This is a genomic window from Comamonas brasiliensis (genome assembly GCF_018292285.1).
Taxonomy (GTDB): domain Bacteria; phylum Pseudomonadota; class Gammaproteobacteria; order Burkholderiales; family Burkholderiaceae_C; genus Comamonas; species Comamonas brasiliensis.
On sequence record NZ_JAANES010000002.1, the window covers coordinates 475,007 to 499,980 of the forward strand.

23 protein-coding genes are annotated in these 24,974 nt (G+C 62.9%); 9 read left to right on the plus strand and 14 right to left on the minus strand.

What is annotated here, in order from left to right; all coding sequences use genetic code 11:
• Positions 1–119: 119 nt before the first annotated feature.
• Positions 120–1,361 (plus strand): helix-turn-helix transcriptional regulator, encoded by a 1,242-nt coding sequence (locus DJFAAGMI_RS10585; protein WP_211457110.1) that lies wholly within the window; start codon positions 120–122, stop codon positions 1,359–1,361.
• Positions 1,362–1,439: 78 nt separating this feature from the next.
• On the opposite strand, the gene DJFAAGMI_RS10590 is transcribed toward DJFAAGMI_RS10585, so the two are convergent.
• Together DJFAAGMI_RS10590 and DJFAAGMI_RS10595 are read right to left on the minus strand one after the other, a co-directional pair.
• Entirely contained in the window at positions 1,440–2,384 is a 945-nt protein-coding gene (locus DJFAAGMI_RS10590) for a LysR family transcriptional regulator (RefSeq protein WP_211457111.1), read from the minus strand.
• 15 nt (positions 2,385–2,399) lie between these two features.
• Positions 2,400–3,374, minus strand: a complete 975-nt coding sequence (locus DJFAAGMI_RS10595) for a quinone oxidoreductase family protein (protein ID WP_211457112.1) — start codon at positions 3,372–3,374, stop codon at positions 2,400–2,402.
• 393 nt (positions 3,375–3,767) lie between these two features.
• Between DJFAAGMI_RS10595 and DJFAAGMI_RS10600 the strand changes: the two genes are divergently transcribed.
• The 4 genes from DJFAAGMI_RS10600 to DJFAAGMI_RS10615 are packed head-to-tail and all read left to right on the plus strand — an operon-like array spanning position 3,768 to position 9,019.
• On the plus strand, positions 3,768–4,034 hold the full coding sequence (locus DJFAAGMI_RS10600) for a DUF2164 domain-containing protein (protein WP_043375203.1): 267 nt from the start codon (positions 3,768–3,770) through the stop codon (positions 4,032–4,034).
• Between the two features lie 4 nt (positions 4,035–4,038).
• On the plus strand, positions 4,039–4,314 hold the full coding sequence (locus DJFAAGMI_RS10605; protein WP_249334146.1) for a hypothetical protein: 276 nt from the start codon (positions 4,039–4,041) through the stop codon (positions 4,312–4,314).
• 29 nt (positions 4,315–4,343) lie between these two features.
• Positions 4,344–5,588, plus strand: coding sequence for an exonuclease subunit SbcD (gene sbcD, locus DJFAAGMI_RS10610; RefSeq protein ID WP_211457114.1), 1,245 nt, complete (start codon positions 4,344–4,346; stop codon positions 5,586–5,588).
• Positions 5,585–9,019, plus strand: a complete 3,435-nt coding sequence (locus DJFAAGMI_RS10615) for an SbcC/MukB-like Walker B domain-containing protein (RefSeq protein ID WP_211457115.1) — start codon at positions 5,585–5,587, stop codon at positions 9,017–9,019. Before sbcD ends, DJFAAGMI_RS10615 begins: the two co-directional genes overlap by 4 nt.
• A gap of 8 nt (positions 9,020–9,027) precedes the next feature.
• On the opposite strand, the gene DJFAAGMI_RS10620 is transcribed toward DJFAAGMI_RS10615, so the two are convergent.
• The gene (locus DJFAAGMI_RS10620) at positions 9,028–10,062 is read right to left on the minus strand and encodes a dioxygenase family protein (RefSeq protein ID WP_211457116.1); all 1,035 of its coding nucleotides are present in this window, start codon (positions 10,060–10,062) and stop codon (positions 9,028–9,030) included.
• Positions 10,063–10,270: 208 nt separating this feature from the next.
• Between DJFAAGMI_RS10620 and DJFAAGMI_RS10625 the strand changes: the two genes are divergently transcribed.
• Together DJFAAGMI_RS10625 and DJFAAGMI_RS10630 are read left to right on the plus strand one after the other, a co-directional pair.
• The gene (locus tag DJFAAGMI_RS10625; RefSeq protein WP_211457117.1) at positions 10,271–12,055 is read left to right on the plus strand and encodes an NAD(P)/FAD-dependent oxidoreductase; all 1,785 of its coding nucleotides are present in this window, start codon (positions 10,271–10,273) and stop codon (positions 12,053–12,055) included.
• A 173-nt stretch (positions 12,056–12,228) separates the two neighbouring features.
• The gene (locus DJFAAGMI_RS10630; RefSeq protein WP_211457118.1) at positions 12,229–12,783 is read left to right on the plus strand and encodes a hypothetical protein; all 555 of its coding nucleotides are present in this window, start codon (positions 12,229–12,231) and stop codon (positions 12,781–12,783) included.
• A gap of 18 nt (positions 12,784–12,801) precedes the next feature.
• On the opposite strand, the gene DJFAAGMI_RS10635 is transcribed toward DJFAAGMI_RS10630, so the two are convergent.
• The 6 genes from DJFAAGMI_RS10635 to pyrC form a co-directional block, all read right to left on the minus strand.
• Positions 12,802–13,596, minus strand: a complete 795-nt coding sequence (locus DJFAAGMI_RS10635; protein WP_211457119.1) for an oxepin-CoA hydrolase, alternative type — start codon at positions 13,594–13,596, stop codon at positions 12,802–12,804.
• A gap of 86 nt (positions 13,597–13,682) precedes the next feature.
• Positions 13,683–14,051, minus strand: coding sequence for a YXWGXW repeat-containing protein (locus DJFAAGMI_RS10640; protein ID WP_003068115.1), 369 nt, complete (start codon positions 14,049–14,051; stop codon positions 13,683–13,685).
• Between the two features lie 124 nt (positions 14,052–14,175).
• The gene (gene htpX / locus DJFAAGMI_RS10645) at positions 14,176–15,048 is read right to left on the minus strand and encodes a protease HtpX (protein WP_003051126.1); all 873 of its coding nucleotides are present in this window, start codon (positions 15,046–15,048) and stop codon (positions 14,176–14,178) included.
• 73 nt (positions 15,049–15,121) lie between these two features.
• Positions 15,122–15,940: a DUF3025 domain-containing protein gene (locus tag DJFAAGMI_RS10650; RefSeq protein ID WP_211457120.1), complete on the minus strand. Its 819-nt coding sequence runs from the start codon at positions 15,938–15,940 to the stop codon at positions 15,122–15,124.
• A 14-nt stretch (positions 15,941–15,954) separates the two neighbouring features.
• Positions 15,955–16,824, minus strand: a complete 870-nt coding sequence (locus DJFAAGMI_RS10655) for an NYN domain-containing protein (protein ID WP_211457121.1) — start codon at positions 16,822–16,824, stop codon at positions 15,955–15,957.
• A gap of 149 nt (positions 16,825–16,973) precedes the next feature.
• Positions 16,974–18,020, minus strand: coding sequence for a dihydroorotase (gene pyrC, locus DJFAAGMI_RS10660; RefSeq protein WP_043008166.1), 1,047 nt, complete (start codon positions 18,018–18,020; stop codon positions 16,974–16,976).
• Positions 18,021–18,149: 129 nt separating this feature from the next.
• Here pyrC and DJFAAGMI_RS10665 point away from each other — a divergent pair, with 129 nt between their 5' ends.
• The gene (locus tag DJFAAGMI_RS10665) at positions 18,150–19,256 is read left to right on the plus strand and encodes an ornithine cyclodeaminase (protein WP_211457122.1); all 1,107 of its coding nucleotides are present in this window, start codon (positions 18,150–18,152) and stop codon (positions 19,254–19,256) included.
• Positions 19,257–19,269: 13 nt separating this feature from the next.
• Positions 19,270–20,223 (plus strand): arginase, encoded by a 954-nt coding sequence (rocF, locus tag DJFAAGMI_RS10670; protein WP_211457124.1) that lies wholly within the window; start codon positions 19,270–19,272, stop codon positions 20,221–20,223.
• 78 nt (positions 20,224–20,301) lie between these two features.
• Here the strand turns inward: rocF and DJFAAGMI_RS10675 are convergent, their stop codons facing one another.
• From DJFAAGMI_RS10675 to DJFAAGMI_RS10695, 5 genes are all read right to left on the minus strand, one after another.
• Positions 20,302–21,039: an amino acid ABC transporter ATP-binding protein gene (locus DJFAAGMI_RS10675; RefSeq protein WP_003051120.1), complete on the minus strand. Its 738-nt coding sequence runs from the start codon at positions 21,037–21,039 to the stop codon at positions 20,302–20,304.
• A 24-nt stretch (positions 21,040–21,063) separates the two neighbouring features.
• Positions 21,064–21,735: an amino acid ABC transporter permease gene (locus tag DJFAAGMI_RS10680; RefSeq protein WP_043008631.1), complete on the minus strand. Its 672-nt coding sequence runs from the start codon at positions 21,733–21,735 to the stop codon at positions 21,064–21,066.
• A 1-nt stretch (position 21,736) separates the two neighbouring features.
• Positions 21,737–22,489, minus strand: coding sequence for an amino acid ABC transporter permease (locus tag DJFAAGMI_RS10685; protein ID WP_043008634.1), 753 nt, complete (start codon positions 22,487–22,489; stop codon positions 21,737–21,739).
• Positions 22,490–22,603: 114 nt separating this feature from the next.
• Complete coding sequence (locus tag DJFAAGMI_RS10690; protein WP_003051113.1) at positions 22,604–23,503, minus strand: transporter substrate-binding domain-containing protein; 900 nt, start codon at positions 23,501–23,503, stop codon at positions 22,604–22,606.
• 430 nt (positions 23,504–23,933) lie between these two features.
• Positions 23,934–24,884, minus strand: coding sequence for a LysR substrate-binding domain-containing protein (locus DJFAAGMI_RS10695; RefSeq protein ID WP_003051111.1), 951 nt, complete (start codon positions 24,882–24,884; stop codon positions 23,934–23,936).
• Positions 24,885–24,974: the final 90 nt, after the last annotated feature.

Genomic DNA, 24,974 nt, shown 5'->3' on the forward strand with positions numbered 1-24,974 from the left:
GCATACCGAAGAAGCCGCAGTCCGGGGGGCAGCCAACTGCATGCACCAAGGTTGAAGTCTTGTGAATCGAAGCCGGGCAATGAGGCGCTGATAATGCGATCCAGCAAGAGGTCAACGCAATGAGCCCCACCTACGGCAAACTGAAACCCATCGATTACGCACAAGCTTCCACGAGTTTTGCAATCAAGGATGGCCCGCTATCCGCCATTCAGAGCCCAGCGACCGAAGAGCTGATCAGCGCGGAGCGTTTCAGCGAATTCATCAATCACCTCTATGACGCGGCTTCCCTGCCGGAAGCCTGGGTATCTTGCCTGGAAGTGATTCGCACGCATATGCGCAGCAATTTTGCCGTGCTGATCATCCGCCAGACCGAGGGCGACAATATCGGCCTGGTGGTCACCGCGTCTGGTGGGCTCAAGGACTTGCTCACACATGATGTCTACAGCGAGCACAGCCCGTTTCTTGGCATGCCCAAGGAGCAATTCAAGACCATTCCGGACCTGATGTCCGAAAGCGAATGGCGCAGCAGCATCTATTACAAGGACTGGTGCCGTGTGCACAATATTTTCCATGTAATGGCTGCCGATATCGTGACCACCGATGGCAGCGTCTACGGCCTGCGGATCACGCGTCCCGAGTCGGAACCCGCCTTCAGCCAGAGGGATCTGGATCTGGGGCGCATGATCATGCCGCATATCCGCCGTGCGCTGAACATGCATCTGGCGCTGCACCATGACCGCCAGGTCATGTCGCTGTACAGCAGCGTCACGGCACGCCTGATGGTCGGTGTCGTCATCCTCGACCAGAATGGCCAGTTGCTGGAAAGCAATCCTGCGGCCAAAGGCATTCTCGATGCCCAGGACGGCATCCGGATCTCCGGCAGCATGCTGGAGGCTGAATATGCGAGCGACAACCGCAAGCTCCAGCGCCTGATCAAGGATGCCTTGCTGTCCTCCCGGACATCAACCTCGGTCATGACCGAAGGCATCTCGATTGCGCGTCCTTCGGGTCAGCTCAACTGGGGGCTTGTCGTACAGAGCATTTCCTCGGATGAAAAAGCAGAGGCCAAGAGCCGTCCCTGCGTCGCGGTGTTCATGCGCAACACCGATGGCAAGGCCGATCCGTCCGCGCATCTGGCCCAGCAGCTGTTTCAGCTCACGTCGGCGGAGACCGCTCTGGTGATCCAGCTGACCCATGGCCTGACGCTGGAGGAGGCCGCCAAAGCGCTGGGCATCCGCCTCAATACCGCAAGAGCTCACCTGCGTTCCATCTTCTCCAAGACCGGCGCCCGCCGCCAGAGCGAGCTGGTACGCTTCTTTCTCAATAGCGCGGCCTGGCTGGGAAGCAAGAGCGGCAACTAGCCCTTGCGCGGCAACCGCGCCGCAGTCCTTGTGCGGCCCGCCCTCATCGCCCTGGAGCAGCGGGACAGGCAGGGTTCCTCAGCGGTCTGCGGGCCGCCAGGGCGCTGCCGCAAAAGCCTCGGTCATCCATTGCTTGAACGCCTTCATGGCGCCCGTGTTGTACTGCCCCGATGGGCGCACCAGGTGGATGCCGCCGGCTTCCCCCAGCGTCCATTGCGGCAATATGCGGACGAGCTCTCCGGCATGGATGGAGGGCATGAGGTGCCAGTCGCTGCCGGCGATGATGCCCACACCTTTGAGAGCCGCATGAAGCAGCGCTTCATTGTCGTTGCTGAGCATGGAACCGCTGACGCGCACCGATTCGACCACCCTGGCTGAGCGCTTGCCTGCGGACCTGACGAGCCGCCATTGCGGAAAATCCAGCAGACCGGTGTAGCCCAGACAGTTGTGACGGGCGAGATCCTCGGGTCTGCGGGGTGCTTCATGGCGCTCGAGATAGCGGGCGGATGCACACAGAAGACGGTACTGGTCGCACAGTCGCGTGGCCACCAGCCGGCTGTCCGACAGATGGCCGATGCGTATGGCGGCATCAAAACGCTCTCCCACGATGTCCACGATGCGGTCGCTGTACTCCACTTCGAGCACGACCTCCGGATAGGCCAGGGAAAAATCGGCCAGCATGGGACTGATCCAGCGCCGCCCCATCGACGCGGGTATGGACAGGCGCAGGCGTCCTCGCGTTTCCTGAGCTCCCTGCGCCGCTTCCTGCTCCGCCTCACGAATCAGGAGGCTGGCCTGACGCACCTTCTCGACCAGCCGCAGGCCTTCGCTGGTGAAATGCAGCTGACGCGTGGTGCGCTCCACCAGCCGCACGCCCAGTCTTCGCTCGAGAGCCTGCATGCGCTTGGAAAGCACCGAAGGATGGCGCCCGAGAGACCGTCCCGCAGCGGCAAATGAACCCTGCTCTGCCAGTGCGAGCAGCGTGGCGAGCTCGTCCGTGCGCTGACTGTCGAGTATGTCCATGGTGTCTGTGGCGATTCAGGGAATGAGGATGATCGATCCTTGCGAGCGGCCTAGCTCCAGGTCCGCGTGCGCCGCAGCTGCATCCTTGAGCGCGTAGCTTTTCCAGACGTGGGGCCTGAGTATGCCGGCGGCGATGGCATCCAGCACGTCCTGCGCGCGGCCCTGGTATTCCTCTATCGTTGCCGTATGTGCAGCCAGCGAAGGGCGGGTCAGAAACAGCGAACCTTTGGCATTGAGCACTCCCGGCTCAACGGCCGGCGGCAAGCCCGAGGTGGCGCCAAACGACACCATCAGCCCTCTGGGCCGCAGGCAGTCCAGCGAGGCGGAGAAGGTGTCTTTTCCAATGGGGTCGTAAACCACGTCCACCTTGCTCCCCTGCGTGGCCTGCATCACCTGCGATGGCAGCGACTGCGCCTCGAAGACAAACACCTGGTCGCAGCCTGCAGCCTTGGCGCGCTCCACGCTGGCCGGCTTGGAAACGACGCCCAGTACCTGGGCCCCCAGGTGCTTTGCCCAGGCGCACATCAGCTGCCCCAGCGCCCCCGCCGCGCCATAGATCAGCACGCGGCTGCCCTGCTTCACCTGGCCGGTGCTCTTGAGCAGATACTGGGCCGTGATGCCCTTGAACAGGACCGACGCGGCAACGTCATCCCCGAGTGCGTCCGGGAGCCTGATCAGGCGATCGGCGGGGAACAGGCGCGCACTGGCATAGGCGCCAAGCGGCCCGGTGGCGTAGCCGACGCGATCCCCGGACTTCAGACCCGACACTCCGGCCCCCACTGCGGCCACGATCCCCGCACCTTCCAGGCCCAGCCCCGAAGGCAATGCAATCGGAACCAGGCCCTTGCGCTGGCTGACATCCAGAGGATTGACGCCGATGGCGGTCTGCTCGAGAAGAACCTCGCCCGGCCCCGGCGATGGCAGATCCAGCGTTTCGAGCTGCATCACTTCGGGCGCACCTGCGCTGTAGATTCGAATGGCGAGGGCCATGGCTTTTCCTTGGCAATGATGAAGAGGCCATGGTATTCATGCCACCTGCCTGCATCAACACGAGCACATGCACATGATAAGTGCATGTGATGCAGCAATATCTGCATGCTGACATGCACCAGGGCCGGCAGCCAAAATCAGACACTCTTGGCCCATCGCCAGCCGCGAGGCGACGCAGCGGCCTGCCTGAACAAGAGTACCGAGCCCGCGTCCATCCATGAAAGACTGCATGCCAGGCCGCGCAGCGACAGGCGGTTGCAGCAGTGAAGGCGGCCAGAAATGCATCGACTTGCAACACCGCTCGTTCAGGAGCCGATGAAACATCGATACGCCACAATAATCCTTGTCCATCAGACGCTTGAAGCGCCAGAAATTTACAGGAACGCTTGATCGATGAGCATAGAACTCCCCAAACACGCACAGCAGCAGGCCATTGCCTCCATAGAACGCTATTTCCGCGAAAACATGGACGAGCCCATAGGCAATATGCAATCCGGGGCCCTGCTGAATTTCTTTCTCGCGGAAATAGGCCCCAGCATCTACAACCGTGCCGTGGCCGATGTGCAGGAGAACCTGCAGGCCAGGCTGCAGGAGTTGGACTATGAGGTGGGCAAGGAGGAGTTCAGCTACTGGACGGCCAAGCGCGCTGGCAGGCGCTGAGATGATGTCCGCACGGCGCCTGCAGGCAGCTCTGCGGCCAGACCAGCCGCCACCGCCTGTGGCGACGCTGGTGGCGCTGGCCAAGGCACTCAGGGATGAAGGCATGACCCAGGCCGCGCTCTACCGCCTGTTCCAGGCCGAACATGCGCGCTCGGATCTCGACGAACGGCATCTGGAGGCACTGGCCGGGACCATGGATCTGATCTGGGGCGGCGGCTGGGCCAAAGGCCGTGCCTTGTTCGGACAGGAGCTTTCGCAAGAACGGCTGAACAGCGAGTAAGTCGGGGCCGGCTGGCATACCATCGCCGCATGCGTCTTCTCCATACCTCCGACTGGCATCTGGGCCAGCACTTCATGGGCCGCAGCCGTCAGGCCGAGCATCAGGCCCTGATCGACTGGTTGCTCACCCAGGTCCAGACCCATGCCGTGGATGCCGTGCTGATCGCCGGCGACATCTTCGACACCGGAGCCCCGCCCAGCTATGCCCGCGAGCTGTACAACCAGCTCATCGTGGGCCTGCACGACGCTGGTGCGGCCTTGCTGCTGCTGGCCGGCAATCATGACTCGGTCAGCGTGCTCGATGAAAGCCGCGAGCTGCTGAGCTACCTGGGCGCCCAGGTGGTCAGCTCGACCGGCGATGAGGCCCGGCATGTGCTCACGCTGCCGCTGCGCGGCACGGCCCGCAAGCCGGGCTGCATCGTCTGCGCCCTGCCCTTCATCCGCCCGCGTGATGTGCAGCAAAGCCAGGCCGGGCAAAGCGCGCAGGACAAGCAGCAGGCACTGCAAACCGCGATAGCTGCCACCTACCAGCGCGTGTATGCCGCCGCCCTTCAGACTCAGAAGGAGATACAGGCCAGCAACGGCGAACTGCTGCCCATCATTGCCACCGGTCATCTGACCACGGTGGGCGCCAGCAGCAATGAATCGGTACGTGAGATCTATGTGGGCGCACTGGAGGCCTTTCCGACCAATGCCTTCCCGCCTGCCTGCTATATCGCCCTTGGCCATATCCACAAGCCGCAGCTCGTCGGCGGACTCGATCACATTCGCTACAGCGGCTCTCCCATCGCGCTGGGCTTTGACGAAGCCAGGCAGACCAAGCAGGTCCTGCTGGTGGATCTGAATGCCGACGGTCTGCAGACCGTCACCGCTCTGCCCGTGCCGGTGTTCCAGCCCATGGCCTCCATCACCGGTAGCCTGGCGCAGATGCCTGACTTGCTGGGATCTGCCTCGGCCCAGGCACAGGCCGGTCGACCGGTCTGGCTGGAAGTGACGGTACAGGAAGACGACTATCTCTCCGACCTCACGGCGCGCGTGCAAGCCATGGCCGAGTCACTGCCCGTGGAGATTCTGCGCATCAAGCGCCAGCGCGGCCAGGGTGCGGCGCAGCTGTCCGGCGAGGCCCGCGAGTCGCTGGATGAACTCACCCCGCTCGATGTGTTTGCACGCCGACTGGCCCTGGAGAGCCTGGAGCCGCCACTGCAATCGGCGCTGACCGAGCGCTATCAACAGGTGCTGCAGGGTCTCCATGACCAGCCGGGAGCTGTCGCATGAGAATTCTCAAACTGCGGCTGAAGAACCTGAACTCGCTCAAGGGCGAGTGGAACATCGACTTCACCGCCGCCCCCTTTGCCGGCAACGGCCTGTTTGCCATCACCGGCCCCACGGGCGCGGGCAAGTCCACGCTGCTCGATGCCATCTGCCTGGCGCTTTACCACCAGACGCCTCGGCTTGACAAAATTAACAAAGGCGACAACGACATCATCACCCGGCACACTGCCGATTGCTTGGCCGAAGTGGAGTTTGAAGTCAAAGGAGTGGCCTATCGCGCCTTCTGGAGCCAGCGTCGCGCCCATAACAGGTCTGACGGGAAGCTTCAAGATCCCATTGTGGAGCTGGCGCATGTTGCTGACGGCAGCATCATTACGACGCGCATCAGCGATAAGCCGAATCACATCGCCCACATTACTGGACTTAATTTCGAGCGCTTCACCAAGTCCATGCTGCTGGCCCAGGGAGGCTTTGCCGCTTTCCTGCAGGCCACGCCCAATGAGCGTGCCGAGCTGCTCGAAGAGCTGACCGGCACCGATATTTACGGCCGCATCTCGGAGAGCGTCTTTGCACGCGCGCGCGACGCACGCCAGGCCCTGGAAAAGCAGCAGGCCCAGGCCCAGGGCATGCAATTGCTGGATGTCAGCACGCGCGAACAGCTGCTGTCCCAGGCCGCGCTGCTGCAGACCGGCTTGACGGATCTGCAGACACGCCACCAGCAACTGCAAACCGTGCAACGCTGGCAGGCACAGACCATGCAGGCCATGGAGGACGTGGAGCAGGCACGCAATGCACAAGCGAACGCCCAGCAAGCGCTGACTGATGCCGCACATGATTTGCTGCGCCTGCAGGCCCACGGACCCGCGCAGGCAATCCGGCCCGTGCATCAGCGCTGGCAGCAGGCGCAAGAACAGCAAAGCGCACAAGTTGCACAGCTGCAGCAGCTGCATGCGCTGCGGCTGCAGGCCCGGGGCGCGCAATGGCAGCAACACCAACAGGCCCGGCAACTGGCTGGCGATCAGCTGCAGCACTCAAGGCTGCAGCTGGAGTCTGCACAGGCCCGGCAGGCCGACTTGACGGCCTGGCAGCAGGCCCATGCCAGCCATGCCCTGCTGGGTGAAAACCTCAGCGGCTGGCGCGAGCAGCTGCAGCAAGCTCAGCAACTGCAGCAGCAAGCCGCTCAGACAAAAGCGCAGGCAATGCAGTTGCAGCAAGTCGCCCTGCAGCTGCAGCAGCAAGTCGAGGCACAGACACAGCAAGGCGCGCAGTCGACACGGCAAGCCGCCCTGGCGCTGCAACAGCAACAGGCCGCTGAACAAGACCTGCAGCGGCAGCTGGCCATGCATGGCAGCCTGCCTCAGCTGCGCAGCCACTGGCAAACCGCAGAGCGCCAGCTGCATCACTGGCAGCAGTTGCAGGAGCACGCTGCGCTGCGCCAGCCCCTGGATGCACAGCAGCAGCGCCATGCGCAGGCGCTGAACGCCGTTGAAGCCCGCATCCAGGAGCAGCTTGCGCAACGCGATGACCTGCGTGCGCAGTACAAGGCACTCAAGGACAAGGTGAGCGACAAGCAAGCCCTGCTTGACCAGGAGCGCCTCATCCAAAGCCTGCAAGACCACCGCGCTGCGCTGCAACCCGGCGAAGCCTGTCCGCTGTGCGGGTCTCAGGATCACCCGGCCATCACCGAGTACACGGGGCTGGATGTCTCCGCTACCGCTGCTGCACTGCAGCAGGCACAGAGCGCGCTGGAATCGCTGCAACGCCAGGGCGAGCAGCTGAACACTGCGCTGGCCACTGCCCAGGGCCAGCAGCACCAGCAGCAGGAACAGCACCAGGCCATTGCTCAGCAGATTGAAAAATGGCTGGCACGCTGGGCCGATCTACGTGCACAGAGCACAGTGCCGCTGGATGAGGCGGCATGGCAGCAGCCCGAGTCACTGCGCACCGCGTACGCTGAAGCCACGCAGCAGATCGCAAGGCTGCAGCAGAACATGGCCGATGCCGAGGCCGCCGAACGCCGGCTGCAACAGGCCAAAGAGGCATGCCAGACGGCCTTGCAACACCAGCAGCAGATCGAGCATGCACAGGCCAGCACCCGGCAGTCTCTGCAGAGCAATCTGAGCCAGCAGGAGCAGACCGCTCAGGCACTGCAAGCCCTGGAGCAGCAGGCCGGCAACCTGCAGACCCGCTTGCAGCAAGCCCTGCAGAAGGCGGGCCATGCATTGCCCGATGGCCCGGACACGACAGACTGGCTGGCTGCGCGCCAGCAGGAATGGCAGCAATGGCAGCGCCAGCAACAGGCAATGCAAGAGCTGACCCAGCAGATCGATCTGCTGCAACGCCAGGTCGTGCAGGCCGCAGAGGATGCCGAGCACTGGCAGCAACGCAGCCAGGCCCTGCCCGATCTGCCCGCCGACGCCAGCGCCGGTGCAGCGCCACCCGCCGCCACGCTGCAAGACTGCAAAATCCTGCTCGAGCAGACTGCGCAGCAACTGGCCACGCTGCAAGGTCAGGCAAGCCAGGCACAAGCCACCCTCGAGCAGCTACATCAATCGACGCAGCAGACCCAGGCCGAATGGCAGCAAGCACTGCAGGCCAGCCCGTTTGCCGACGAAGCTCAGTACGCCGCCGCCCTGCTGCGCGATGCCGAACAGCAGCGACTGCAGGCGCTCAGCGAACAGCTGCACGGAGCAGCGCAGCGCGCCACCACCTTGCTGGCCGATGCCAGCCAGCGACTGGCCGCATTGCAGGCCCAGGCGCTCAGCGAGGAAGCGCCCGAAGCCATTACCGAGCAGCTCACGCAACTGGAGGCCGAGCGCAACCAGCAGGCCGAACAGCTGGGCGCTCACCGCGCCCGCCTCCACGATGACGACCAGCGCCGCGCAGGCCAGCAAGCCTTGTTGGCCCAGATTGCCGAGCAGGAACAGGACAGCGATCTCTGGCAACACCTGGACAGCCTGATCGGCTCCGCCAGAGGCGACAAATTCCGCAAGTTTGCCCAGGGGCTGACGCTAGACCATCTGCTGCATCTGGCCAACCGGCACCTGGAGCGCCTGCACGGTCGCTATCTGCTGCGGCGCAAGCCCACGGGCGAGCTGGAACTGGACATCGTGGACGGCTGGCAGGGCGATGTGGCGCGCGACACGCGCACGCTCTCGGGTGGCGAGGCCTTTCTCGTCAGCCTGGCACTGGCGCTGGCGCTGTCGGATCTGGTCAGCAGCAAGACCTCGATTGACTCGCTATTCCTGGACGAAGGCTTCGGCACGCTGGACGGCGACACGCTGGAGATCGCCCTGGCCGCGCTAGACGCACTCAACGCCAGCGGCAAGATGATTGGCGTCATCAGTCATGTGGAAGCGCTCAAGGAGCGTATTCCGGCGCAGATCCGCGTGGAAAAAGCAGCCGGAATCGGTTACTCCAGACTGGTGATCTGAAGCCTGGTTCAGGTGCCGGGCGGAGGTGGCGGCATCATGCCCGGGCGCGGCGGCCGCATGCCGCCGGGCCGCCCCGGACCTCCTGGCCCACCCGGGCCGCCTGGCGGCATGGAGCCCTTGACCTGGCAGAGCTTGTCGGCACTGTCGCTGCGCACCACCACGGTCTTCGATGCCAGCATCACCCCACCCAGGTTCTGCACATCGAAGACATAAGGCGTCTTGTCCGGCTCCTGCCCGAGCACGTTGTCCACATCCAGGCGGGTATCGGGCTGGCCCTTGTCCTTGTAAAGCGGTGCCTGCGCAAAGATCTCGCTGTTGAGCGCATCGCTGAACAACAGCTGGCTGGTCAGCCACGATGCAGCGCTGTCCGCCGGGTCGTAGCTGCCTTGCAGAATGCGAAAGTGCACATGCACGGCACGGCCGCGATACCAGCCGGGGTAGCAGCTGTCGAAGCGCGCCACGCCATTGCCGTCGGTGCGCTGATAGCCGCGAAAGAACTTCTTGTTCACATCGGCGGCATCGTTGTTGCACATGCGGTGAATCTGGCCGGAGTAACCGCCCGTGTGATTGGTATGCCAGATCTCCACAATCGTGCCCGCCACCGGCTCGCAGCGCTCGTTGACCACGCGAATCTGCATATGCAGCGGCAGGCCATCCCAGCCATCGCTGACATCCATGCGCTCGGGCGACAGCGTGTGGCAAGGGCCGATGGTGGCCTCGCAGGTCAGGCGGCAACCGCCCGCCAGCCCGGCCGCAGCAAATGGATTGATGCCGCGCACGGCAGCGGTGATGGCCTTGGTACCGCCGCCGAGCCAGGGAGCAGCGGCCTTCGCCGCGCCGGCCGTGGCCGGCGCTGCTGCCGAACCGATTGCGGCGGGCGCGGCACGACCGGGCAATGGCATGAAGGGAAGCGCCCCCAGCAGGGCTGCGGATTGCCGCAGCCAGCTTCTGCGCGAGGTTGCGCACGCGGCCGGTACAAGCGTTTCGGATGAGGAGTGCGGCTGGGTCATGGGCGATAAGGACTCGTCTGTGAATCGCACCATGCTAGCGCCACAGCCGCCAACGCAGTCAGCGCCTGCCTCATCTTTACCGATGCTATACAAAAATGCTTTTCATGCCTTTTCTATAAAGCGTTATGCGCTACTGTTTTTGATAGTTTCACCGATCAGACGCCAAGGTCACCCCGCCGGCGCCAAGCCGGCCCAAAGGCTTTGGCTTACCATCCAGACCCTTGCTTGATAGGTACAAGCCATGATCCGGATCGCAGAACTCAAACTCCCTCTCTCGGCGGTTGAATACCACCCCGAGAACCACACCGAATATCAGCCCACGGACCAGCTCACCCAGCTCGCGGCCGAGCGTCTGGGCATTCCATCCTCCGCCATTGCCAAGCTGCATGTGCACAAGCGCAGCTTCGATGCGCGCAAGGCCGAGTTGCTGGCCGTCTACATCGTCGATATCACGCTGGCCGACGAGGGCCAGGAGGCCGCGCTGCTGACGCAGTTTGCCGACCATCCCCATGTCAACCCGACGCCAGACATGAGCTGGCAGCCCGTGGGCCAGGCCCCGGCCGATCTGGACGAGCGCCCCGTGGTCGTGGGCTTTGGCCCCTGCGGCATGTTTGCCGGGCTGGTGCTGGCCCAGATGGGCTTCAGGCCCATCGTGCTGGAGCGCGGCAAGACCGTGCGCGAGCGCACCAAGGACACCTGGCGCCTGTGGCGCAAGCGCGAGCTGACGCCCGAGTCCAATGTGCAGTACGGTGAAGGCGGCGCCGGCACCTTCTCAGACGGCAAGCTCTACAGCCAGATCAAGGACCCGCGCCATCTGGGCCGCAAGGTACTGACCGAGTTCGTGACCTATGGTGCACCGCCCGAAATTCTCTACGCGGCTCACCCCCATATCGGCACTTTCAAGCTGGTCAAGCTGGTCGAAGGCATTCGCGAGGAAATCGTGCGCCTGGGCGGCGAAATCCGCTTCGAGCAGCGCGTGACCGATGTGCAGATCGAAGAGGTCGACGGCCAGCGCCAACTGGTCGGCCTGCAGGTGCTCGACCAGGCCACGGGCCAAAGCTATGCACTGCCGACCCATCATGCCGTGATGGCTCTGGGCCACAGCTCGCGCGACACTTTTGCCATGTTCTACGAGCGCGGCGTGGCCATGGAGGCCAAGCCCTTCTCCGTGGGCTTTCGCATCGAACATCCGCAAAGCGTGATCGACCGCGCCCGCTGGGGCAAGGATGCCGGCCATCCGCTGCTGGGCGCCGCCGACTACAAGCTGGTGCACCATGCCAAAAACGGCCGCGCCGTCTACAGCTTCTGCATGTGCCCGGGCGGCACCGTGGTGGCCGCGACCAGTGAACCCGGGCGCGTCGTCACCAACGGCATGAGCCAGTATTCGCGCGCCGAGCGCAATGCCAATGCCGGCATGGTCTGCGCCATCAGCCCCGAGGACTACCCTCAAGACGCCGAGAGCTTTGCCTGGGCCTTTGACGGCAAGACCTTTGGCGTCGAAAAGCTGCAAAAAGGCGAGCATCACCCGCTCTCCGGCATTGTGCTGCAGCGCCAACTGGAGTCCAAAGCCTATGTGCTCGGCGGCCAGAACTACAGTGCGCCCGGCCAGCTCGTGGGCGACTTTGTGACGGGCAAGCCATCCACCGAATTTGGCGAAGTTCAGCCTTCCTACAAGCCCGGCATCAGCCTCGGCGATCTGCACCAGGCCCTGCCCGCCTATGCGATCGAAGCCATGCGCGAGGCCCTGCCCGCCTTTGGCAAGAAGATTCGCGGCTACGACATGAAGGATGCCGTGCTGACCGGCGTGGAAACCCGCACCTCGTCCCCGGTCAAGATCGGCCGCGGCGCCGACTTCCAGAGCGACAACACGCGCGGTCTGTACCCGGCCGGCGAAGGTGCCAGTTACGCGGGCGGCATTCTGTCGGCCGGTGTGGACGGCATCAAGGTCGGCGAGGCCGTGGCTGCGGCGATTCTCGGCGTGGCAGTCCCCTCCTCGGGCGCACGCGGCTCGGGCGGCGCCCTGTAAGCCACGCGGCCTGCCTCTCGTTGCTCGCGAGGCATGCCAGCCCCGGCTGGCTGCCTTTGAGGGGCGCGAGCACACCGCAGGTCATGGCTCTTACAAGTTTTTGGACGCTGACTGACATTGCGCCAGGCTCGGCATCGGTACGCTGGGGACTTCATCGCACGCCAAGCGTCACCATGAAACCTCTGCGACTCGCACCTGCCTCTGTAACCCTGGGACTGGCCTGCTGGCTGGCTGCCGCCAGTGCCAGCGCTCAAACCAGTGATTCCACTGCCGCCGACAAGCCCTCTGCGCTGTCGGGCTGGATGTTTGGCTACGCCCCCCTGGACTGGCATTTCTCCGATGCCAAAAAGGAAAACGATTTCGAGCCTGACGAACAAAAGCATGCCTATGTCTGGCTGATCCAGGCCGAGAAGGAGCTGGACGAACGCCATATCGCAGGCTTTGCCTATTTCAAGAATTCATTCGGTCAGCCCAGCCAGTACGCCTACTATGGCTGGCGCTTCAGGCCCTTCGACAGCGTGCCAGGCCTTTTCTTCAAGGTTACGGGCGGCATCATTCACGGCTACAAGTTTCCGTACAACAAGAAGATCCCGTTCAACAACCGGCATGGCTGGGGCATCACGGCCATTCCGGCCGTGGGCTATGACTTCAACCGGAACTGGGGAGCCCAGATCAATGTGCTGGGCAATGCCGGCGTGATGTTCCAGCTCAACTACACGGTTCGCTAGGTCGCCAGGAGCGCTCCATCAGGCTCCGCGCAGCCTGGCAAAGTCGGGCGCACGCTTTTCCAGAAAGGCCGCAATGCCTTCGCGGGACTCCTCGCTGCCCTGGGCCTCGACCATGTAGTCAGCCTCCAGCGCCAGCTGCTGCTCCAGGCTGTGGCTGTGAGCCACCCGGCACAGTGCCTTGATACGCGCGGTCGCCACCTCGGGCCCCTGGGCCAGTTGCCGCGCCAGTTCCAGCGCTTGGGCCAGTGCCTGACCCGGCTCCGTCAAGCGGTTGACGCAGCCATACGCATGCATGCGCTCACCGCTGATGCGCTCACCCGTCAGGCAGAGCTCGGTCAACAACTGACGGGACATGAACTCAGCCAGAAACGAGGTCGCGCCGCCGTCGGGGGTGAGGCCGACCTTCACATAGGCCACCGAGAAAACCGCAGACCTTGCCGCCACCAGCATGTCGCAAGCCATTGCCAGAGACAGGCCCGCACCTGCGGCGGCACCTTCCACCGCCGCAATCACGGGCTTGGGGCAGTCGCGTATGGCACGCATCAGATGGTTGAGATCCTCGAGCCTGATACGGCGTTCGGCCAGCGGCATCTCGCGCCGCGTTGCCAGCTGGTTCAGATCGCCGCCAGCGCAGAAATGACCGCCCTCGCCCGTGAGGATCACGGCGGCCACCGAGGCATCGGTGCCGGCCGTACGCAACGCTTCCATGACCGCGTGGTAATACTCGGGCGACAGCGCATTGCGCGCGGCCTGGTTGTTGTTGGAGAGAACGAGAACAGCGCCTTCGCGGCGGGTGACAAGAGCAGGATTCACGGCAAACCTCCTGCATCCGACTCTAGCGATGCCGGCGTGGCCCGCCTAGCGGGCTTGTGCCATTTCTTGTCACCTAGCGGACGCCCTCAGCGGCGCGGCCCCCAATGGCCACCGCCATGATGCCAGCCTCCAGGGCCATGGTTCCAGCCCCCTTCATGCCATCCGTAACCGGGACGTGGCGGCATGGCCCAGCGACCGGGACGCCAGTTGTAGCGTCCGCCGCCCCAGCCCCAGGAGCCGCCGATCCAGACATAGGCCGGCGAGGGAGCCACCGGGATCACCTCGTTGATCAGGGGAGGCGGGGCCATGGGTGCATAGACGTCGCCCGCAACCACCTCGGTTCCATAAGCCGGATAGGCCGGGGCCACCACACAGCCAGTAAGCAGGGCAGCGGAGCCGCCCAGCAGCAAGACCGGCAGCAGGCGGCGGGTCATGGTTTGAGAGATGAAGGACATCACAACTCCTGAAAGTCCGGGGACATGTATATGCTCTTACAACGCAAAAGCCCCTGCCGGTTGTTGACAGGGGCTTGTGAAGCAGCGGTAAAGACCGGCTACTGCCGTTTACACATGTGTAAGCTTAACGGGCGTTTTGCAGTGCAGCAATGCGCTGCTCGATGGGCGGGTGGGTGGAGAACAGCTGGCCGATGCCGCCGGCAATGCCCATGGCCGCCACGCTCTTGGGCAGCTCGCCCGGATGCATGCCGCCCAGGCGGGCCAGCGCATTCATCATGGGCTGCTTGCGACCCATGAGCTGTGCGGCACCCGCGTCAGCACGGAACTCGCGCTGACGCGAGAACCAGGCCACGATGATGGCGGCGACAAAGCCCAGCAAGATATCCAGCACCACGGTGGTGATCATGTAGCCGATGCCGGGGCCCGAGCTTTGCTCATCGTTGCGGCGCAGAAAGGAGTCGACCGCATAGCCGATCACACGCGAGAGGAAGACCACAAAGGTGTTCATCACGCCCTGGATCAGCGTCATGGTGACCATGTCGCCATTGGCGATGTGGGCCACTTCGTGACCGATCACGGCCTCGACCTCTTCACGCGTCATGCCTTCGAGCAGACCGGTGGACACCGCCACCAGGGCCGAGTTCTTGAAGGCGCCGGTCGCAAAGGCGTTGGGCTCGCCCTCATAGATGCCGACTTCGGGCATGCCGATGCCGGCCTTCTCGGCAAAGCCGCGCACGGTGTTGACGATCCAGGCCTCATCGGCATTGCGCGGCTCGTTGATGACCTGCACGCCCGATGTCCACTTGGCCATGGGCTTGGAGATCAGCAGCGAGATGATGGCGCCGCCAAAGCCCATGATGAAGGCAAAGCCCAGCAGGGCGCCCAGATTGAGGCCGTTGGCAGTGAGGTAGCGGTTGACGCCCAGCAAGCTGGCGACAATGCCCAATACCGCCACCACGGCGATATTGGTCAGTAGAAATAAGGCAATACGTTTCATCGAGGGTGTACTCCACACAGGGGACAAAATGACCAGAACCCTTGAGGCACCGCCTGTGCAGGGCGAATGCGCATCAAGCCAGTTCTCTTTCTGGCGGTACCCGTTGTTGTGTTGTTTGTGCGGTACGTGGGGCTCGGAAAACTAGAGAGTCATCATAGAAGGAAAAGTTCTGGTTTTGCAGGCACCAGTCCGGGATTCCCAATATGGGAATTGGTAGATAGGGCTTGTCGGCCAGATTGCAAGCCTGTGTGCGCAGCTGTTCGCACAACCAGCCATCGGCCTCGACCGGCGACGCCAGGCGCGGCGCCTGCTCAGTCGGTACACAGATCACATGCGCCGTGATGGCCTTGCGCGGCTGGACCAGCTTTTCCAGCAGGGCATGGCCTATGGGCAGGAAGCGCGCCTGCTGCCACAGCGCCCGCCGGCCCACGAACAGCTCCTGCCAGCGCTTGTCGCGCAGCGCATCGCACAGAGCCTGAGGCGCCAGCAGCAGGCCGCCGTTCTCGTCCAGCACCGTGATCGAGTCGCGCAGGCGCCCGCGCTGCGCACCCACGCCCTGGCGTGCGATCTCGGCCGCCTGCAATGCATTGAGCCGCTGCTTGAGCAGCGGCCAGTGCAGCCAGATCAGGCCGTTGAAGAAATCATGCAGATTGTCGCGTGTGGGAATGCAGCGCCGGCTGTGGATAAATGCCTCATAGGCTTGGCCGGCAGGCAGCTGCAGCTGATCGACGAACTGCCAGCCCGGCAGCAGTCCGTGGGCGGCAGCCACCTCCTGCAAGGCCCGGGCCACGCCGGCGCCGTCCAGCACCCGGTCATGCACTTGGCGGCCCAACACCTGCAGCGGGGCCAGCCAGGGCGGCTGCCAGTCAATGGCCCAATCTACCGTCTGCATTGCAGCGGGCTGCATCAAGGCTGCAGACCACGCAGATCGCGCACTGCGACGCGGGCCGTGCCTTCGTCGCGCAGCTCGAACACCTGGGTCGCGGCCATGAGCTTGGTCAGCGATGCATAGCCATAGTTGCGTGCATCGAAGGACAGCTTGTTGCCGATATGCGTGCCCACCGCCGCCACACGCGCCCAGCCGGCCTCGTCCTGCGTCGCCTTGACGGCATCGCGGAGCATGGCAATGAGCTGCCTGTCTTCCTTGAGCATGTGCGAGGGCACGCGCAGCGTGGTGCAGGCCGGTGCGGCCACACCGGTGCCGCCAGCCACCCGGCCATTGCCGGCGTTGGGGCTCGATCCCTGCGGCTGGCTTGCCGCGGGAACGGCACGCGGTACGGCTTCGGCTTCCAGAGCCTCGCGGCGTTCGCTGCGGCTGACAATGCCGTCGCCCAGCTCCTTGAGCGCATCGAAATACAGAAAGCGCGAGCAGGCGTTGACAAAAGCCCTGGGCGTCTGCTCGGCCCCGAATCCATAGACAGCAGCGCCCTTGGCGCGCAAATGCATGACCAGCGGGGTGAAGTCGGCATCTGACGAGACGATTCCGAAGGCATCGGGCTTTTCGGTATAGAGCAGCTCCATGGCATCCACCGTCATGGCCATGTCGGTCGCGTTCTTGCCCTTGGAGTAATCGAACTGCTGCATGGGCCGCACGGCATATTCGAGCAGCTTGCTCTGCCAGCCATGCAGACCGGCCTTGGTCCAGTTGCCATAGGCACGGCGGATATTGATCAGGCCGAAGGTGGACAGCTCGGTCAATATCTCGTCAATCATCTCCGCGGGCGCGTTGTCCGCATCGATCAGCAAGGCAATCCTGGGCTGGACATCGTTGGGCATGCAATCTCCTGAGCGCTGTTTGGCCAAGCCTAACCGAGGCCTTGCGTAAAGCCAAATTAAAAAAGGAGCAGCTTGCGCAACTCCTTTCTTGATTTCAGACCGAAAACACCTTTAATTCAAGTGAACACAGGCGCTTGCAGCTACTGTTTTTAATCCAGCATCTTCCAGGGCAATGCTTCGCCAAAGCGCAGGGGCTTGAGCTGCGCACCTTCGCCGTATTCAAAGCTCACGGGAGGTGTCCAGCTTTCCTTGACCAGGGTGATGGTGTCGGTGTTGCGGGGCAGGCCGTAGAAATCGGCGCCGTTGAAGGAGGCAAAGGCTTCCAGCTTGTCCAGGGCGCCAACGCCGTCAAACACCTCCGCATACATCTCGATGGCGGCGTGGGCGCTGTAGCAGCCGGCGCAGCCGGTCGCGGCTTCCTTCAGGTGCGCGGCATGGGGAGCGCTGTCCGTGCCCAGGAAGAACTTGCTGCTGCCGCTGGTGGCGGCCTGCACCAGTGCCAGGCGATGGGTTTCGCGCTTGAGGACCGGCAGGCAATAGAAGTGCGGGCGCACGCCGCCCAGGAAGATGGCATTGCGGTTGAACAGCAAATGCTGGGGCGTGATGGTGGCCGCCAGAAAATCGTCGGCAGCGGCCACGTACTCGGCGGCTTCCTTGGTCGTCACATGCTCCATGACGATCTTGAGCTCGGGGAAATCCTTGCGCAGAGGCTTGAGCTGCTGCTCGATGAACACGGCCTCGCGGTCGAACAGGTCGATGCTCTGATCGGTCACTTCACCGTGCACCAGTAGCACCAGGCCTTCGCGCTGCATGGCCTGCAGCGTCGGGTAGATCTTGCGCAGATCGGTCACGCCATGGTCGGAATTGGTCGTGGCCCCTGCGGGGTACAGCTTGCAGGCCACCACGCCGGCCGCCTTGGCTCGCACGATTTCCTCGGGGCCCAGGTTGTCCGTCAGATACAGCGTCATCAGCGGCTGGAACCGGCTGCCTGCAGGCACGGCCGACAGAATGCGGGCGCGGTAGTCCGCTGCCATCTCCGCCGTGGTGACCGGGGGCTTGAGGTTGGGCATGATGATGGCACGGCCCATCTGGCGGGCAGTGTGCGGCACCACGCAGCGCATGGCATCGCCATCGCGCACATGCAAGTGCCAATCATCGGGGCGGGTAATCGTGATGGTCTGAGTCATGGCCGATATTGTCCCATCTTCCCTGACGGCAAGGCCGCACCCGACCCCGCAAGAGCAGCGCTCCCACGGCGGTCACAGGCTCTTCTCTCTGGCATTTGGCGCAAAAATCCTCAAAAATGAAGCCAAGGAGGAGGTCTTATGTCTGTTCCTCAAGCTCTGGCCAACACACCATTGCGCACCGACTTTCTCAGCGCCAGCGACGCTGCCCGGCTGGTCGCGCGCATCGGCATCACCCAGGTGCTGCGCCTGGTCAGCGAAGCCCTGGAGGCCGATTTCGGCCGCTGGCAGGACTTCGACAAAAGCGCACGTACGGCTGCCCATTCGGCCAGCGGCGTGATCGAGCTGATGCCTGTGGCCGATGCACGGGACTACGCCTTCAAATACGTCAACGGCCATCCGCACAATCCGCGCCTGGGCCTGCCCACGGTGATGGCTTTCGGCGCGCTGGCCGATGTCGCCACCGGCATGCCGCGCTTTGTCAGCGAGCTGACGCTGACCACGGCCTTGCGCACTGCAGCCACATCGGCCATGGCAGCGCGCCATCTGGCACGCGCAGGCAACCGCAGCATGGCGCTGATCGGCAATGGCTCGCAAAGCGAATTTCAGGCACTGGCCTTCATGGAACTGCTGGGCGTGCGCGAGCTGCGCCTGTTCGACATCGACCCGGCCGCCTCGCAAAAGCTGCTGCGCAACCTGCAGCCGTTCCTGCCCGGCTTCTGCGCCACGGCCATTGTCTGCGCCAGCGTGCGGGATGCCGTGGCCGGCACCGACATCGTGACTACCGCCACCGCCGACAAGACCCGCGCCACCATCATCCCCGGCCATCTGCTGGAGCCCGGCATGCATATCAATGCCGTGGGCGGCGACTGCCCCGGCAAGACGGAGTTCGATGCCAGCGCCCTGCAGCGTGCGCAGGTCTTCGTCGAGTACGAGCCGCAGACGCGCGTCGAAGGCGAGCTGCAACAGATGCCGGCCGACTTTGCCGTGACCGAGCTGTGGCGCGTGCTGCAGAAGCTGGCGCCGGGCCGGACATCGGATGCCCAGATCACCTTGTTCGACTCCGTGGGCTTCGCGCTGGAGGATTACTCGGCGCTGCGCACCATGCACCGCCTGGCAGGCGAGGCGGGCCTGCTGTCGCAGATCGAGCTGGTGCCTGAACTCGCCGACCCCAAGGATTTGTTTGCCATGGTGAGACAGGCAGCCAGTCCTCAGATCATCAATCTTGCAGCGCGCAGAACGGCCTGAAGCGGAGCGGCTTATGACACACACTTTGTCCACACTGATAGGCCTGCCCACCGATGTCGGCGCTTCACGCCTGGGCGCCGCCATGGGGCCCGACGCACTGCGCGTGGCCCAGCTCGGTCCGGCGCTTGAACGACTGGGCGTGCAGGTCAGCGATCTGGGCAACCTGGCCGGCCCCGGCAATCCGCGTGGCGCGCGCGATGCCCAGGGCCTGCGCAATCTGGCCGAATGCCTGAGCTGGAACCAGATCGCCCATGACGCGGTACTGCAGGTGCTGCAGCAAAACCGGCTGCCCATACTGCTGGGCGGCGACCACACGCTGGCCACGGGCTCCATCAGCGCCGTGGCCCGCCATTGCCGCGCCACGGGCAAGCAGCTGCGCGTGCTCTGGCTGGATGCCCATTCGGACTGCAACACCCCCGACAGTTCGCCCACGGGCAATCTGCACGGCATGCCGGTTTCAAGCCTCTGCGGACTGGGGCCGGCGCAGCTGGCTGCGCTGTCCGGGGCAACTCCCGCCCTGCCCGCTTCATCGTTCTGCCAGATCGGGCTGCGCAGCGTGGACGAGAGCGAGAAGCACATGATTCGCGAGCTGGGGCTGGAGGTCTACGACATGCGCGCCATCGACGAGCTGGGCATGCGTGAAGTGATGCGCCGCTCCCTGGTCAGCCTGCTGGGGCGCAACGACAGGGACATCCATCTGCATCTGAGTTTCGACGTGGACTTCCTGGACCCCGATATTGCCCCCGGCACGGGAACGCCGGTACGCGGCGGCCCCACCTACCGCGAGGCCCAACTGTGCATGGAAATGATTGCCGACACCGGTCGCCTTGCATCGCTGGACATCGTGGAGCTGAATCCGGCACTGGACCTGCGCAACCAGACGGCGGAGCTGGTGGTGGATCTGGTGCAAAGCCTGTTTGGTCAGAGCACGCTGATGCGCGAGCCTCGCGGCGTGCTGCAATGCTGAGCGACTCAGTCTGAGTCTGGCGAGAGGCCATGAAAAAAGGCGCTCCTGGGAGCGCCTTTTTTCGGCTTGCCTGCGGCATCAATGCTGCAGGATCTTGTTGAGAAATTCCTTGGTACGCGGCTGACGGTTTTCGGGATGGCCGAAAAACTCTTCCTTGCTGCAGTCTTCCAGGATCTTGCCGCCTACGTCCATGAAGATCACACGGCTGGCCACCTTGCGTGCAAAACCCATTTCGTGGGTCACGCACATCATGGTCATGCCTTCGTTGGCCAGGCCCATCATCACGTCCAGCACTTCGCCCACCATTTCCGGGTCCAGCGCCGAAGTGGGTTCGTCGAACAGCATCACGATGGGATCCATGGACAGAGCGCGCGCAATGGCCACGCGCTGCTGCTGGCCACCGGAGAGCTGACCGGGGAACTTGTCCTTGTGAGCGGTCAGGCCCACGCGGTCCAGCATCTTGAGGCCACGGGTCTTGGCATCGGCCGCGCTGCGGCCCAGCACCTTCATCTGCGCGATGGTCAAGTTCTCCGTCACCGACAGATGAGGGAACAGCTCAAAGTGCTGGAACACCATGCCCACGCGGCTGCGCAGCTTGGGCAGATCGGTCTTGGGATCGTGCACGGCCGTGCCGTCCACAAAGATCTCGCCCTTCTGGAAGGGCTCCAGCGCATTGATGGTCTTGATCAGCGTGGACTTGCCAGAGCCCGAAGGGCCGCACACCACCACCACCTCGCCCTTGTTGATATTGGTGGAGCAATCGGACAGCACCTGAAAGCTGCCGTACCACTTGGAAACGTTCTTGAGTTCAATCATTGCAATTCCTCAAAGGGAGCCGGCTTAACGGATGATGGCGATCTTCTTGTGCAGACGCTTGACGAACCAAGACAGTGCAAAGCAGATCACAAAATAGGTCACGGCAGCCGCCAGATAGGACTCGATGGGTCGGCCATAGTTCTTGCCGGCAATTTCGAAGCCCTTGAGCATGTCGTAGGCGCCGATCGCATAGACCAGCGAAGTATCCTGAAACAGGATGATGGTCTGGGTCAGCAGCACGGGCAGCATGTTTCGGAAGGCCTGAGGCAGCACCACCAGACGCATGTTCTGACCATAGGTCATGCCCAGTGCCTGGCCCGCAAACACCTGTCCACGTGGAATGGACTGGATGCCGGCACGCATGATTTCAGAGAAATATGCGGCTTCGAAGGCCACGAAGGTGATGATGGCCGAAGTCTCCGCGCCGATGGGCTTGCCGATCAGCATGGGCATCAGCAGGAAGAACCACAGGATCACCATCACCAGCGGGATGGAGCGCATGCCGTTGACATAGATGGTGGCGGGCAGCTCCAACCACTTCTTGCCCGACAGGCGCATCAGCGCCAGCAAGGTGCCGAAGAAGATGCCGCCCAGCGTGGCGACCACCGTCAGGAACACGCTGAAATACAGCCCCTTCAGCACAAAGTTGCTGAACAGTTCCAACGAGAAAAACGACCAGTCGAGGTTGAGATTCATATCAGTGGCCTCCACCGCTGGCTGCAATCAGGCCGGGAACGCGAGAACGCTTCTCGATGAAGGCCATGATGCGGTTGATGATGAAGGCAGAAATCACATACAGACCCGTGACAGCCAGATAGATCTCGACGCCGCGCGCCGTTTCTTCCTGTGCCTGCATGGCGAACATGGTCAGCTCGGCCACGGACACGGCAAATGCCACGGACGAGTTCTTGAACACGTTCATGGCCTCGCTGGTCAGCGGCGGGATGATGATGCGAAACGCCATCGGCAGCAGCACATAGCGGTAGGTCTGGAAGGTCGTGAAACCTACGGCCATACCGGCGTAGCGCTGGCCTCGCGGCAGGGCCTGAATACCGGATCGCACCTGCTCGGCAATACGCGCCGAGGTGAAGAAACCGATGGCAAACACCACCAGCACAAAGCCCGGCAGGGACTTCATTGCAGGGAAGATGGCCGGAACCACGTGATACCAGATGAACACCTGGACCAGCAAGGGAATATTGCGGAACAACTCCACCCAGGCATTGCCCAGGCGCACGATCCACGGACGGTCGGGCAAGGTACGCAAGGTACCAATGACTGCGCCCAGCACCAGGGCAATGACCAGCGACAGCAAAGCCACCGCCACGGTCCAGCCCCAGGCCGACATCATCCAGTCCAGATAGGTGATGTCACCGTTCTTGCCAAAACAACTCTGCCCGACCTCTTGGGTAATGGTGTCCTCACAGAACACCTGCCAATCCCAACTCATACGAGCACCTCTTTCATTCTTGGTTTATGAGGGCAAACGCTCACACCGGCCCTCGCAACAAAAAAGCCCCTTCTAACCGCTTGGCAGAAGGGGCGGTACACCTATTGGGCGGGATTACTTGACTTCGTAAGCTTCCATGGGCTTGTCGTTGGGGTGAGCCCACGCATCCTTGGTGGCAGCCGACAGTGGCAGACCCACCTTCACGTTGTTGGGAGGAATGGGCTGCAGGAACCACTTGTCGTACAGCTTGGTCAGGGAGCCATCCTTGATCTGACGCACGATGGATTCGTCCACGGCCTTCTTGAAGGCGGGATCGTCCTTGCGCATCATGCAGGCAATGGGTTCCACCGACAGCACTTCACCCACGATTTTGTAATCGTTGGGGGCCTTGGACTTGGAGATGTTGGCGGCCAGGATGGAGCCGTCCATGATGAAGGCGTCGGCACGGCCGGTTTCCAGCATCAGGAAGCTGTCGGCGTGATCCTTGCCCATGACTTCCTTGAAGGTCAGGCCGTCGGCGCGCTTGTTCTTGCGCAGGGTCTGCACGGAAGTGGTGCCCGTCGTGGTCACGATGGTCTTGCCGTTCAGGTCCTTGATGCCGGTGATGCCCGAGTTGGCACGGGTGGCGATGCGCACTTCTTCCACATAGGTGGTGAAGGCAAAGGCTGCGTCCTTCTGACGAGCCGTGTTGTTGGTGGTGGAGCCGCATTCGATGTCCACGGTGCCGTTCTGCACCAGAGGAATACGGTTTTGCGAGGTCACGGGCTGGTACTTCACTTCCAGCGCTGTCAGGCCCAGTTGCTTCTGGATGTCCTTGAGGATGCGCTCACCCATTTCGGTATGGAAGCCCACATATTTGCCATTGCCCAGCGTATAGCCCAGGCCGGACGACTCACGCACGCCCAGAGTGACGCTGCCGGTGGACTTGATCTTGGCCAGGGTGTCATTGGCCTGTGCAAACACGGTGCCAGTTGCCAGTGCGGTTACGGCGATGGCCAACAAATGCTTCTTCATACGGATCTCCTATTGGTAAGGACCAAAAACGCTTGCCACTCCTTAACGCATCGCCCTTTGTGAGGGTGGACAGGTTGCGTTAACAAATGTACCGCACACATTGTGCAGTCATGAAGATGGCTGGATTGCAATCATTTCTAAGACTTTTCCCGTAGGGAATTCAGGAAGGCAACCACCTACTCACCGCCTCAATCTTGTGTTGCAAAGCAGCACCTCTTTTTGTGCAAGCTGCGAACTCTAATGCTTTCGTGATTTCACAAGCCAATGCCGATGGCAAAAATCCTTATGCGCAACTTGCATATTCAGTATTTACCCGATGCATAACATTAGGGTTTTCACCAGTAAAACGCCCAAAATCACTCAAACCCGGTCACACAAGCAAGAAAAGGGCCAATTGGCCCTTTTGGAAGAAAAGCAACACTCGGTCGGGTTACACAGCCTTGACCTCGCCACCCGCAATCTCGCCCTGCTCCTTGAGGAAGTTCCAGAGCGCGGCAGCTCCTCCCTGTGGTGCATCGCCCGTGGGTTTTTCCCGATAGGCCCGCACTTCCATGTCCATCTGGAAACCGGTCACGCCCTCGGGCACGGCGCGCACCAGACGGCCGGACTCCAGCTCGCCACGCACCGCGCTATAGGGCAAAAAGGCCACGCCATGACCTTCAAGCGCCATGGCCTTGAGGCCTTCGGCCATATCGGTTTCATAGACACGCTCGAGGTGCACGGCCTCGGACGCTTCCTTGAGGATCAGCTCCGTCACGCGGCCCAGGTAGGCGCCGGCGGCATAGCCCAGGTATGGCAGCGGCTGGCCCTGGCGGCCGGGCAGCGCAAAGATGGGGTTGCCGTTCTCGTCGGGCTTGGAGTAGGGAGCCAGCACCTCATGCCCCAAGCTCACCATTTCATAGCGCGATGGGTCCAGCTGGAAAGGCTGGGAAGAGTGGTAGTAGGCAATCAGCAGATCGCAGCCGCCTTCCACGAGGCGCATCACCGCATCATGCACATTGAGGGCGAACAGACGGCTGCGGAAAGGGCCGAACTTCTCATGCACGGCCGACACCCAGTTCGGAAAGAACGTGAACGCCAGCGTATGCGGCACGGCAAAGCCCACCATGCCCTTGCCGGCACTGACGTGGGCACGCAGCATGGTCCGGGTGCTCTGCAGGGACTGCAGAATCTCCAGCGCCTGCTCGTACATGGTCTTGCCTGCTGGTGTCAGTCGCGTCGGGTACGAGCTTCTGTCGACCAGATCCGTGCCCGCCCAGGCCTCCAGCGCCTGGATGCGGCGCGAGAACGCAGGCTGCGTCACGTGGCGCAGCTGGGCCGAGCGGCTGAAACTGCGGGTTTCAGCAAGGCTGACAAAATCTTCAAGCCATTTGGTTTCCATAGACTCTCATTATCCGCTGCCCTGCACCAAAGCTGTGCAACGGAGGTAATCCTTGTTGGCTGCTAAACGGGATGCAGCACGGACTCGGCG